Source organism: Agarivorans gilvus, from assembly GCF_001420915.1.
GTDB classification, from domain to species: Bacteria; Pseudomonadota; Gammaproteobacteria; order Enterobacterales; family Celerinatantimonadaceae; genus Agarivorans; species Agarivorans gilvus.
Genome location: NZ_CP013021.1, coordinates 36,664 through 49,438 on the forward strand (window position 1 = coordinate 36,664; position 12,775 = coordinate 49,438).

A 12,775-nucleotide genomic window follows, 5' to 3' on the forward strand; every position below is an offset into this window, starting at 1 on the left:
GCTTCTGGATTTTCTCATCGCTGACTTACCTCATGAAGTTGTTGCAAGCTGAGGCCTGAATTGAGTTGCTCAGCGGCAAGCTCGGCGTATTCAGTAACGGCTCCACCGAAAATGACCATAACTGGCAGCAAACTAACTAATATGGCTAGCGCCAGAAACTGCGCAGGGTGAGCTTGTAATGCGCTGCTGTTTTTCTCGCCGTTACTTCGCCAAAATAATGAGCTGCCGGCGCGAGATAATGCAACTAATGAAATTAAGCCTGATACCAAAATAGCGGGCCATACCCACAGCATGTGGCTGCTACTGTACACCGACTGCAAGATCAGTGCTTTGCCAATGAAACCCGACAAAGGTGGCATGCCAATTAAGGCAATCGCCAGCAACACAAAGATAAAGCCCAGTTTCGCCGCCTGAGGCATGGCTCTAGCACTGACAAAACGGTCTTCCGCCTTACCGCGCTGTTGCTGTATTAGGCCCGCTAGCAAGAACATGGCGGCGCAGGCGATGGTGCTATGCACTAAGTAATATATTCCTGCACTGGTGGCTTGTTGGCTATTTAAACAAATGCTAACCAATAAGGTGCCTACCGATACAATCACTAAGTTGCTACACAGCACTCGTAAGCTTTTACTGGCTAGAACGGCTATCGCGCCAATAACAATGGTGAGTATCGCAATTGGCCATAACCAAGGTAGAGCGATATTGGCCAGTTCTCCTGCTTGGTCACCAAACATTACGCCGTGTACGCGCCAAATACTGTAAATACCGACTTTAGTCATAATGGCAAACAAGGCGGCCACTGGTGTACTGGTAGTTGAGTAAGCCTTAGGTAACCAGAAATGTAGGGGCAGCATAGCGGCTTTTAAGCCAAATACGGCTAACAGTAATAAGGCTCCGGATTTAGTCAGCAGTAGCTCGTTGGCTCCTAGTTGTGGGATCTTATCCGCCATGTCAGCAAAGTTCAGTGTGCCTAAGGTGCCGTAGAGCGTGCCTAGGGCAAATAAGAACAGCGAAGAGCCAATTAAATTTAAAAATACATAATGAATATTAGCCTGAACCCGTTGTTTGCCACCGCCGTGGATCATCAACGAGTAGGAGGCGATCAGCAGCACTTCAAAAAATACAAATAAGTTGAAGGCATCGCCAGTCAAGAAGGCGCCGTTAATCCCCATCAGTTGAAACATAATCAGCGGATGGAAGAATACGCCGGTTTTGTCTTCTCCTGCACAGGCGTATAAGGTCACAGCCAGCCCCAATACCGCACTTAAACACACCATTAGCGCAGAAAAAGCATCGGCAACTAGCACTATACCAAATGGGGCAGACCAGTTTCCTAGCGCATAGACTTGTACGCCTTGCTGGCGAATGGTGAGCAGTAAACTTAAGGCGACCAGCAGTAGCAGCAGATTTGCGCTAAGCGTAACAGCCCGTTGTAGTGGCAGCGATGCGCTGAAACGGGGAAATAACAGAATGACCGCCACAAAAAACGGGATGAGTACCGGTAAAATGATTAAGTGATCGAGTAGGCCCATTAGGCTTTTTCCTCCCGAGCTAGAGGATCAACGGGCTCTTCGCCGTCGACGTGGTCATTACCTAAATCGGCTCGTCCACGCATGGCCAATATCACCGCAAATGCGGTCATCGCAAAACCAATTACAATCGCGGTAAGCACTAAAGCCTGAGGGAGGGGATCGGCGTAGTGTTCGCTGCCATTTAATACCGCTGGCGCACCAATGCTTAGCCCACCGCTAGCAAATAGAAACAAGTTAACCGCATAAGACAATAAGGTTAAACCGATAACTAGGGTAAAAGTATGACCACGCAGCATCATGAAAATGCCACAAGCGCTCATGAAGCCGACACACACGGCGTAGATTAACTCCATTATCTTTCTCCTACAGTGAGTCGTTCTTTGGTGGTGAGTTTGCCTAAATTAGCCAAAATCAGCAGGGTGGCGCCAATCACTGTTGAGTACACTCCTAAGTCAAAAATCATGGCACTAGTGAGCTCAAACTTACCTACCCAAGGGAGGTAGAAATAGTCAAACCACGAGCTTAAGAAGGGATAGCCAAAGGCCCAACTGCCAAGGCCGGTTAAGGCGGCGGTTAATAAACCAAAAGCGATGAAGTAGTGGTAACTCATGCTGACACGTTTGCTCATCCACTCTACGCCGTGAGCCAAATATTGCTGGATTAAGGCAATAGAGGTGATTAATCCGGCAATAAAACCACCTCCAGGTAGGTTGTGGCCGCGCATGAAAATATAGATAGAAACCAATAAGAACAAAGGCAATAGGCTTTGTGATACCACCGCCAACAATAGTGGGTGTTTATCTTTAGCCCAAACCCGCCCTTCGTGGTCTTTAGTGCGTATCGATAAGCGCATACGAGCAATCAGTTTGTAGATCCCCAAGGCGGCAATACCTAATACGGTAATCTCACCAAAAGTATCGAAGCCCCTAAAATCGACCAATATCACGTTCACCACGTTGGTACCACCGCCTCCGGTTTTAGCATTGGCAATAAAGTAATCGGAAATGCTATCGAGCGGGTGAGTCATCAAGGCAAAACACAAGCTGCCTATCACGCAGCCCAAGAAAGAGGCTAAGGCCAAGTCTCGTACAAAGTGGCTGGGACGGCTTTTACTGGTGGGGCTTTGCTGGGGGAAGAAGTATAAGGATAACAGCAGCAAAATAACCGTAACCACTTCTACCGATAGTTGAGTGAGTGCTAAATCTGGTGCCGAGAAATAGGCGAAGGTAATCGATACCACTAAGCCCACTAAAGACAACATTAATAAGGCAATCAGTCGTAAGTGGCTCCAAATCAATGTAGCCAAAGAGCCCGCGATTAATAAAATGGCAGCGATAATAATGGCGCCATTAACCGGCATTTCGGCGATGGGGCCTTGGCTGGATTCAAGCTCAAACAGCGGTGGGGCACTTAGCAGTAAGGCGAAGAAGCACAGCCAAAATGCATAGCGTTGCAAGGAGCCCGATTCCAAATAGTCATTGATTTTTTGAGCTGCTCGAACAAGGGCTTGAATGGCGCCTTCAAACTCTATTTTGGCGTCAACTACCGGGAATAAGGCCGCAAATCTAAACAGTGGCTTACGGTTTAGATATATAGCCAAGCCACCAGCAATCGCCAGTGCGCTCATTAACAAGGGGACGTTAAAGCCATGCCAAATCGCTAAGCTAAAGTACGGTAGCGGATGGTGTAATACCGCTAGCGATGCGCTATTTAGTAGTGGTCCAATGGTCACACTAGGGGCGATGCCGAGCAATAGACACAGTGCCACTAAAATTTCTACTGGTACCCGCATGTAGCGCGGCGGTTCGTGCGGCGTTTTGCTTAAACCTTTGGGCTCGCCGTTAAAAAATACATCGTGAATGAAACGCAGGGAGTAGGCCACCGCAAAGGCACCGCCAATAGTGGCCAACACGGGAATTAACCAAGATAGCGAACCCAAAATGCTTTGGTCTAGGGTTTCGGCAAAGAACATTTCCTTAGATAAAAAGCCGTTGAGCAGTGGCACTCCAGCCATTGATGCCGAGGCCACCATAGCTAAGGTGGCAGTAATGGGCATGTACTTCCAAAGGCCGTTTAGCTTACGCATGTCGCGCGAGCCTGATTCATGGTCAATAATGCCCGCCGCCATAAATAACGAGGCCTTGAAGATGGCGTGGTTAATGATGTGAAACACCGCGGCAATGGCGGCTAACTGGGTATTCAAACCTAGCAGCAAGACAATTAAACCAAGATGGCTAATGGTGGAGTAAGCTAGTAGGCCCTTTAAGTCATGTTTAAATAAGGCGGTATAAGCACCCAGTAGCAGGGTGAACAAGCCAGTTAGTGACACTGCCACAAACCATACTTCGCTACCCGCCAACACCGGATAAAAACGAGCCAATAAGAAAATGCCGGCTTTTACCATAGTGGCCGAGTGCAAATAAGCGCTCACTGGGGTGGGGGCCGCCATCGCATGGGGTAGCCAAAAATGGAAGGGGAATTGTGCCGACTTGGTAAAAGCACCTAACAGAAATAAAGCCAGAATGGCATAGTAATAGGGGTGTTGCTGCACCAACGTTTTACTGTCGAGCACTACATCTAACTGATAGCTGCCCACCACTTGCCCGAGTAGAATAATTCCCGCCAGTAGCGCTAAGCCGCCAGCGCCGGTAATAGTCAGTGCCATGCGCGCACCTTTGCGTGCTTCACTGCTATGGGACCAAAAACTGATCAACAAGAAGGAGCTGATGCTGGTGAGCTCCCAAAAAAACCATAACTGCAACATATTGTTAGACATAACAATGCCGAGCATGGCGGTCATAAACATGATCAGGTAACAGTAAAACCGCCCCATGTGGTCTTTTTCAGAAAGATAATAGCGAGCATATAAAATTACCAACAAGCCTATGCCCAAAATGAGCAAACTAAACAACACCGATAAGCCGTCTAGGCGAAAGGAAAGGCTTAGCCCAAGTTGTGGGATCCATTCTATGCTATCGACAAAGGCTTGCCCTTGTAGCACCGACGGCATATCCAACAAAATTAAAGCCAGTGCCAGCGCCGGAAGTAGCGCGGTGGCAAAGGCACAGGCACTGCGACTGAGTCGATTGCTTAGCAAAGGAACAATAATCCCCAACATGGGTAAAAAAGGTACCCAAAAATAGTGCATTTCAGCTCTGCTCCATCAGCTAATTATTTGGTTATTATGAAAAATCATAGCTAGTATTGGCTTGAATATCCACGCTTTAGTGAGATTAGTTAATGGGCTTATCCTTGAATAAAATAAGGGTAATTGCTGTATTGAGCTAATCCCAGATCGGTTTACACTTGTAGACTTAGCCGATATGGAAAAAGAGGAAAGCATGAGCATAAACCGTTTATTCGTTGCAGCCCTATTGGTGTGCAGCTGCTGGTTACTGATTCTGCCGTTTAGTCAAGCTACCGAATCCAATTGGCCGCAACAACAGCAGCGGATAAACTTTTTAATAAGCGCCATTGAAAATGCCCAATTGCGGTTCATTCGAAACGGCACCGAGCATAGTCCACAAGAAGCCGCTGCTCATCTCAGAATGAAATTGCGACGAGGTCAAAACAGCTGGTTTGCCCCAGCTAAAGAAAAATGGACTGCAGAGATGTTTATTGACAAATTAGCCAGTAAATCCTCGTTTAGTGGTAAGCCTTACCAAATAGAATGGCCAAACGGCGAACGTGTAGACGCTGCGGTTTGGTTGTACCAGCAATTGGCCATTTATGACCAACAGTAGCCTTAGTGCTTGTAGAGTGGCTAGTCAATCCTAGTGCGCTCACAGAATCGGTTATCGAACTTGAAATAAATTTGACCTTATTTTCATGCCTTTAGCTTTGTTGTGAGGAGCAACAAAAGCTTTTCATTTTGTCCTCAATGAGGCTAGCCGAGCTAGCACTTATCCCTTAGCCTAGCAGGCATTAATTAGCCTATGAAGAAGAATATTATGGACGTATCGAGATCATTGCTAGTGGCATGTTTATTAAGTGTGCCCAGTTTGTTGTTAGTTGCGTGTGGAGGCGGCAGTTCCACCGGCGCCCCGAGTGACGCTCAAGTTCAACTTGACGATGTTTATTACACCGACATGTATGAATGGAACGCCAGTGGTGGGCTGACTCAAACAAAACTGGGACGTGGTATTAATTTAGGTAATTATCTAGAAGCGCCTAGTGAAGGGGAATGGACCGAAGGACGGGTGATAGTTGAAGAAGATCTACATAGAATTGCTGAGGCCGGTTTTAAAACAGTACGGATCCCGATTCGTTGGACAGCACATGCCGCTGCCAATGCGCCTTATCAAATTGACGCTGATTTCATAGCGCGAGTTAAACAAGTGGTGGACTGGACTCTAGCCGAGCAGCTTAAAGTGGTGATTAATGTGCATCATTATGAAGCCATGATGAACGACGGTGAGGCTATGCAAGAGGTGCATATCAAGCGTTTAGTCGGAATATGGCAACAAATAAGTCAAGCCTTTCCGCTTAGCGAATATGGTCAAGAGCAAGTCATGTTTGAATTGCTCAACGAGCCTAATGGCAGCATTGGTTATGATGATTGGAATGATATTGTTGCTCGCTTAACTGATTTAATTTGGACTAACATGGCCGATCAGCAAAACAATGGCGACCAGCAGCGCAAAATAGTGATTGGCACCGCCAATTGGGGACACCCCGACGGTTTAACTCATTTACAGCTGCCCGCCAGCGTGAATGCTAACAATACCATTATCACTGTTCACTATTACGAACCGTTTCATTTTACTCACCAAGGGGCGAGCTGGGTGGCTGGCGCTAATGATTGGATAGGTACTCCATGGTTGGGCACGCAATCTGACCAGCAACCCCTGATTGCCTTGTTTGACAGAGTGAGCGCTTGGAACGAGCAGCCAGGGCGTGGCTTTGAAATATATATGGGGGAATTTGGTGTTTACTCCGGATACGCTGCTGCCGAGTATCAACGTGCATGGACGGCGTTTATTGCCCGCGAAGCAGAAAAACGCAATATTAGCTGGGCGTATTGGGAGTATGCTTCTGGTTTCGGTGCCTATAATGCCGAGGCTGGCGAATGGCGTCCAGCATTGATGCAGGGCTTAATTCCTCAATCATAAGCTTTATTGAGGGAAGTCCTGTTCAAAGGCTGCTTGGCACTAAACTGGGTTTATCCGGTGATTATGTTATTGCTAATCAAACCAGCTAGCATCTATTAGTCCGTCTACAATATAAATATTAAATTCAAGCTATTAGCCATACGTTAATAGCTTTTTTCTTTATATGCGCGGTGCGGGTTGTGATAACTATGAAGCCTTGGTTAAAGCGAAGTATGATTGTTCTAATGGTGGTGCTGGCGATTTTGCTGCTACCTATTATGGCTCTCATGATTGGTTTAAAGGTTGAAATAGGTGACAGCCGTGAGTTAGTCACTACTTTACTGAGCCAACAGCTGCAACGCGACGTGCGTATCACTGGGCCTATTCAACTTGAGTTATCGTTCAGCCCGGCGATTAGCGTTGAGGGGGTGGAAATAGCCAACCCACAAGGCTTTAGTGAGCCAATATTTGCCTCGATCCGCAAGGCGAGCGCACAGATTCATATACTGCCACTCATCTCTAGGCATTTAGAGGTAGAGCAGATCTTGCTCGATGGTTTCCACCTAGACTTAATCAAAACACCTGCCGCTGAAAATAACTGGCAATTGTGGGGCTCTATAGCGGCCAGTCAGCCGGCGTCTGGCGAGCCCCATAGCCAGAAGACTGAGCGCCAAACTTTGGCTTGGCAGGGGATGAACTACAGTTTTAACATCAAGCAGCAGATCCTAATTAGCGACGCCAGAATAAGCTACAGCGACCAAGCCGCAGAAGCCGTGTTGAACTGGCAGCTTGAGCAGCTCATCTTAGTTTCTCTAGACAGCGATACTCTCGCCATGAAGGCCAATGGCAGTATGTTGAACGAGCCTTATGAATTGGATTCTCGCTGGCAACTAGAGCCCTTACTGCAAGGGCACGCGGGGCTATTCAATTAGCCATGCAAGTGGCGGATGCCAAGTTAGCATTAAACGGGCAACTGGCTCCACAGCCACAAGACAACAGCTATTTAGAATTAGAGCTTGACTGGCAAAATGGTGATTCTATTACGCGCCTATTAGGAGACGATTTTGCCCATCTTGCTCCAATTAAATTGGCTACCCGCCTCGACGGTAAGCCGGGAGCGTACAGTCTTTCCCCCATACAGGCCAGTTTGGCGGGGAGTCAGTTATCGGGAAGTGTGGCGCTTAATGGGCACTCACCGGTGGCGATAAACGGTAAACTTGAGATAGACCAATTAGACTTGAGCGCTTGGTTAAAACAGGCCGACGTTGAACTCGCGCAAAGCGATAATGTGGCAAGCCAGCAGCCGCGTCGACCGGTGGCCCAAACACATACCCCTGAAGCTGAAGAGTTACCGTTGTTGCAGATTATTCGGTATTGGCTCAACCAAGCAGATGCTGATTTGTCTTTATCGATTGGTGAAGTGAGCGGCTTAGCCCAACAGGTATCGGAGCTAAGTGTGGGTTTGAAAATTGAGGGTGAACAGCTTAAAGCCCCCTTGCAAGCGGTGATCGATGACATCCGTTTTAGCGGCAATCTGAAAGCAAATATCAAAGATGAACGTTTAGTTGGCTCGGTGCGCTTAGTCGCTAAGACATCCCCTCTAGACAAGTTGGTGAGTCATATTCCTATGTTAGCGGGAAGCTCCGGCAGTATTGGCCGCTCGGTATTACGGATCAATGCCGAAGGAAGCAAACTGGCCGAGCTGATAGAGACTAGTCGTTTACACTACCGCATTGAAGATGCGCGCTTAACACTACCTAAGGGGACTCATTTAGATATTAATAATGCGACCATTGAAGCGAGTATAGCTACAGAGCTGAAGCTTAATGTTGACGGGGTGCTGCTGGATGTACCGCTAAGCGCGCAGATTTATACCAGTCCCTTGCAGGCCTTAATACAACAGCAAGCTTGGTTGGTGCGGATGCAAGTAAACTCGCCAGCGGTTCAGCTTAACCTAAATGGTGAACTGCCCAGTGGGCTTTGGCAGCAAGGCGCTAGTTTACAGCTTAGTGCCGAGTCTCCACGTATTGGTTTGTTGGCAGCATGGTTGGGCGTGAATAACAGTGCTCAGGGTGAAGCAAAGCTAAAGCTTGGCTTAAAGGCGGTAAAGGGCGGGTCTGAGCTAGATGTTAGTCAGTTACAGGTGGCCGACAGTTTGGGCAAGCTATACGTCAGTTGGGCTAACCAGCAGAGCGAGCAAGGCCTGCTGAATATTCGCTCTGATTGGCAGCGCCTCGATCTTAGCCAGTTGTTAGCTTTATTTCCTGAGCAGCAGACTAAGCCCGCCCCAAGTCAAACTGTCAATGCTACTAAGACTGACGACACCTTCGATATACATTTGCCGCTCTTGCCCCAAGGTCTAGCGATTCAAGATGCCGACTTAGCCATTGGTATCGATACTCTGGTGCTTGGCAAACATCATTTTGAACAAATAAAGCTACAGGCCATCGCCCGAGACGGCTGGCTGCAAAACGCTCCTTTTAGTGGCGAGTTTGCACAAAGTAAAATAGCGGGTAATGTCAGTTTAGACCTGCGTCGCTCGCCGCTACGAATGGACTTTTCCATTGCCAGTGATCAGCCCAAGGTTGGGCAATTACTAAAACAGTTGAATATTGCCGAGCAGGTGGATTTAAGCTTAGAACGAGCTGAACTTGATTTATCATTAAGTGGCGATAATGCTGCTCAGTTACTCGCTAGTACGCGGCTTTCTGCCAAGCTGATTGGTGGCTACTGGCATTTAGTTGATCCCAATACTCAAGCCCGCGCTAGCGTCGCCTTAAACCAAGGAAGCTTAACCGCCAGTCCTCAGCAACCCTTGCGTTTAAGCTTAACCGGACAGCTTAAACAATTGCCATTGGCGCTTGAATTAAACAGTTTGAGCCTCGCTGAATTTACTCAGCGCCCCAGCGAGTTACCCATAGATCTGCAGTTGAATATCGATAAGGTGGAATTAAGCGCTCAGGCCACGCTGCCCAGGCCCATTTCAGCAAATAATCTACGCTTAGCCATGCAGCTAAGTAGTCCTAGTTTAAATCAGCTCGATAATTTACACGGTATTCAACTGCCGCCGTTTGGTCCGATTAAACTCAGTGGAGAGCTACACATCGATCAGCAAGGCTACGCGCTGAACAAGATGGCGTTGGCTGTGGCCACCAGTGAACTGAGTGGTTCTGCCAGTTTGATTACCGCCAAGCCCAAGCCGCAGTTAGCGATTGCTTTGCGGGCTAACAATATTCAACTGGATGATTTTAAACTAGGCGACTGGCAAGGTTTAGAACAAACTATGCCGCCTAAGCCAAGCCAGGGAGAGGCGCGGAACAAGCATAAACAAGAGAGTGTTGATAACGCGGCACTTGCAGCTGAAGCGCCACAAGCGCTGTTAAGCCAGGCAGTATTAAGGCGAGTAAATGCCGATTTTGCCTTAGATGTTGCGCGGGTCAAGTCGGGTGAAGATTGGCTGGGCGAGGGGAAGCTGTACTGGCAACTCAATGAGGGGCGGCTGAATGTAGCGCCACTATGGTTGGCCTTACCTGGCGGCGAAATTAAGCTGAGTGCTCAACTTAATGCTTTAGATTCGGGTTTTTATAGTGAAATAAAAGCCGATATCGACAACTTCGATTATGGCTTACTGGCTCGACGGATTAAGCCGGGCAGTGAGATGAATGGCCACTTTAATTTGCATTTAGATGTGAATAGTCGCTTTGAACAACTGAGCCGCTGGCCTGAAAATGCTAATGGTCAGGTGGGTTTTGCGGTTTGGCCAGAGCAGTTTGAAGCGGGCATTATGGATTTTTGGGTGATAAGCCTGGCCAATGCGGTGGTACCTAAACTAGACGACGAAGAACAGTCGGTATTAAATTGCGTGGTGGCTGCGTTTGACAGTCACGATGGGCAACTGGCGCAAAGCGTTTTGTTGGCCGATACCTCTCGAATGCGAGTCTTAGGCGAAACCGAAGTTGACTTTAAGCAACAGCAGCTAAGCATGCTATTGAGGCCTAAGGCTAAACGAGCTCAGATATTTGGTTTGGCCACGCCAGTTCAGGTTTCCGGTAGTTTTGATGATTTTAAGGTGGGCATTGCGCGAGGTGGGCTGATTGGTACCACCTTACGGTTTGTCACTAGCCCAGTAGTAAGCCCGCTACGTTGGTTAATAGAAGCACCTTTAGAGGCCGATGGCAGTGAACTATGTCATCAAGCTTGGCAGCAGGCAAAGCTGCAAAGTGTAGCTAGCGAGCAGAATTAAAGCGTGTTGAATACACCTGATAGAGCTTTCATAACGAATTGCTAGCTGGCTTGCATTTATACACAGCAAAGCCGCTATGCTCCAGAGTGCTTAGCCGCTAAGGTGACAAACTAAACTATCTAAGAGAGAAACCCGCCTTGTTGCTGTTAGTGATTATCTATCTAGCTTTTATTAGCTTAGGCCTACCTGATTCTTTACTTGGCTCATCTTGGCCAGTGATGCACCGTGAACTCAATAGTGCTATTGAGTTTGCCGGCTTGGTATCGGTTGTTGTGTGCTCCGGCACGGTATTCTCTAGTCTGTTATCGACCCGTCTAACCTATCGCTGGGGTACCGGTAAAGTGGTGTTGGTGAGTGTATTGATGACAGCCATCGCACTGTATGGTTTTAGTATTACCGAGCATGTGTATCTACTAGTGCTATTTGCTATTCCTTTAGGTTTGGGAGCTGGTGCGGTTGATGCTGCCTTAAACCACTTTGTGGCGGTGAACTACCAGTCTAAACATATGAATTATCTGCATTCATTTTGGGGAGTGGGAGCGACACTCGGGCCGATGATAATGGCATGGTTTTTAAGCCAACAATTGGGTTGGCGGGCCGGTTACGCGAGTATTTCCTATCTTCAGTTTGTGCTGGTGGCGGTTTTGCTGGTAGCTTTGCCTCTTTGGCAGCAGAGCTTGCGCCTTCAAGTGGGCGCTCAAGCCAAGCCCGTTAAGCCGCTAAGTAACCGTAGTGCGCTTAAAATAGCAGGGGTGAAATGGCAGCTGCTGACTTTTTTTTGTTATTGCTCGCTAGAGCTGGGAGCTGGACTTTGGGCCGCCAGTTATCTGATTAGCGAGCACGGGCTAAGCGCTGCTAATGCCGCTTTTTGGACCGCCATGTATTACTTGGGCATTACTTTTGGACGTTTTTTCTGTGGTTTTGCGGCCTCATTTGTGGCTGAGCATCAATTAGTACGAGGTGGCTTGTTTACCCTGTTATTGGGAGTATTAATGTTAATGCTTCCCGAGTCGCCATTGCTGGCCAAATCTGGGCTAGTACTGATTGGTTTGGGCTGTGCGCCAGTTTATCCTAATACTATTCATCTCACGCCGCAGCGTTTTGGTGAACGCGCTTCTCAAGCTATTATTGGTTTATCTATGGCCTGTGCTTATGTGGGGAGCACCATCATGCCACCGCTTGTTGGTTTAGCGGCCGCAGCCAGTTCGTTTATGGTTTTGCCTTTAATATTGATAGGTTTTATCGGTTTAATGCTGATAAGCACAGAGCGTTTAATAAGATGTTCCAGCGGTACAGGGTCAGTTAAGCTAGACATTCCCACCGCATAATATTAGCGATGGCAGGTTGAGCGAACAAGCAAAGGAGCAAATATGCAGCAGCACGTGATAGGCGATACGCTGTTTAGTTCGCAGCAAATAAGCGCAGGGGTCGCGCAGGTGGCTCGGCAACTTAATCAACATTATCAAGGCCAGTCGGTGGTCGTTATTAGTGTTGTACCTGGTGGAATACTCTTTACTGCCGACTTAGTACGCCAGTTGGAATTTGATTTAGCGATGGACTATATCGCTTGCCCGCATACGCCGGGTGACCGGGACAACCAATCCCCATTGTTTACCAGCAAACCCTTAGTATTGCCAATAAGCCAGTGCTGGTGGTGGATGATGCTCTGGAATCTGGCTCAACCATGCAGCGCTTAGTTACTTATCTCAGCAAATATTCGCCAAGTTCGCTGGCCATCGCCACCTTGTTAGTAAAACCGAGCCGAGTGAATATTCCCTGCCCACAATACTATGCTTATGAGTTAGCTAATGACGATTTGTTGGTGGGTTATGGTTTGCCGTGGCAGCAGCGTTATAGAAATTTGCCCTTTATCGCGACAGTGCTGCAGGGTGAGGTTTAGTTAAATAAAA

Annotated in this window: 10 protein-coding genes; 7 read left to right on the forward strand and 3 right to left on the reverse strand. The window is 47.9% G+C overall.

Going from position 1 to position 12,775, the window contains the following annotated elements; genetic code table 11:
- Window positions 1-14 precede the first annotated feature (14 nt).
- From AR383_RS00245 to AR383_RS00255, 3 genes are read right to left on the reverse strand one after another with little or no spacing between them, the layout of a single operon-like run.
- Window positions 15-1,532 carry a monovalent cation/H+ antiporter subunit D gene (locus tag AR383_RS00245; RefSeq protein WP_055731304.1) on the reverse strand — a complete coding sequence of 506 codons (1,518 nt, stop codon included), beginning with the start codon at window positions 1,530-1,532 and terminating at the stop codon, window positions 15-17.
- Window positions 1,532-1,885: a Na+/H+ antiporter subunit C gene (locus tag AR383_RS00250; protein WP_055731305.1), complete on the reverse strand. Its 354-nt coding sequence runs from the start codon at window positions 1,883-1,885 to the stop codon at window positions 1,532-1,534. Before AR383_RS00250 ends, AR383_RS00245 begins: the two co-directional genes overlap by 1 nt.
- Complete coding sequence (locus tag AR383_RS00255) at window positions 1,885-4,680, reverse strand: monovalent cation/H+ antiporter subunit A (RefSeq protein ID WP_055731306.1); 2,796 nt, start codon at window positions 4,678-4,680, stop codon at window positions 1,885-1,887. The genes AR383_RS00250 and AR383_RS00255 overlap by 1 nt, the downstream gene beginning before the upstream one ends.
- 193 nt (window positions 4,681-4,873) lie before the next feature.
- On the opposite strand from AR383_RS00255, the gene AR383_RS00260 reads away from it, so the two are divergent.
- The 7 genes from AR383_RS00260 to AR383_RS21650 all read left to right on the forward strand — a co-directional run bounded on the left by AR383_RS00260 (window position 4,874) and on the right by AR383_RS21650 (window position 12,765).
- The gene (locus AR383_RS00260; protein ID WP_055731307.1) at window positions 4,874-5,275 is read left to right on the forward strand and encodes a DUF5329 family protein; all 402 of its coding nucleotides are present in this window, start codon (window positions 4,874-4,876) and stop codon (window positions 5,273-5,275) included.
- A gap of 192 nt (window positions 5,276-5,467) precedes the next feature.
- Window positions 5,468-6,643, forward strand: a complete 1,176-nt coding sequence (locus AR383_RS00265; RefSeq protein WP_083481440.1) for a glycoside hydrolase family 5 protein — start codon at window positions 5,468-5,470, stop codon at window positions 6,641-6,643.
- A 212-nt stretch (window positions 6,644-6,855) separates the two neighbouring features.
- A complete protein-coding gene (locus AR383_RS00270; RefSeq protein WP_198150193.1) occupies window positions 6,856-7,554 on the forward strand; it encodes an AsmA family protein in 699 nt (232 codons plus the stop codon).
- Between the two features lie 2 nt (window positions 7,555-7,556).
- Complete coding sequence (locus AR383_RS00275) at window positions 7,557-10,865, forward strand: AsmA family protein (protein WP_055731310.1); 3,309 nt, start codon at window positions 7,557-7,559, stop codon at window positions 10,863-10,865.
- Between the two features lie 137 nt (window positions 10,866-11,002).
- A complete protein-coding gene (locus AR383_RS00280) occupies window positions 11,003-12,193 on the forward strand; it encodes an MFS transporter (protein WP_055731311.1) in 1,191 nt (396 codons plus the stop codon).
- Between the two features lie 42 nt (window positions 12,194-12,235).
- A complete protein-coding gene (locus tag AR383_RS21645; RefSeq protein ID WP_198150194.1) occupies window positions 12,236-12,562 on the forward strand; it encodes a hypothetical protein in 327 nt (108 codons plus the stop codon).
- Entirely contained in the window at window positions 12,520-12,765 is a 246-nt protein-coding gene (locus AR383_RS21650) for a hypothetical protein (RefSeq protein ID WP_198150195.1), read from the forward strand. The genes AR383_RS21645 and AR383_RS21650 overlap by 43 nt, the downstream gene beginning before the upstream one ends.
- Window positions 12,766-12,775: the final 10 nt, after the last annotated feature.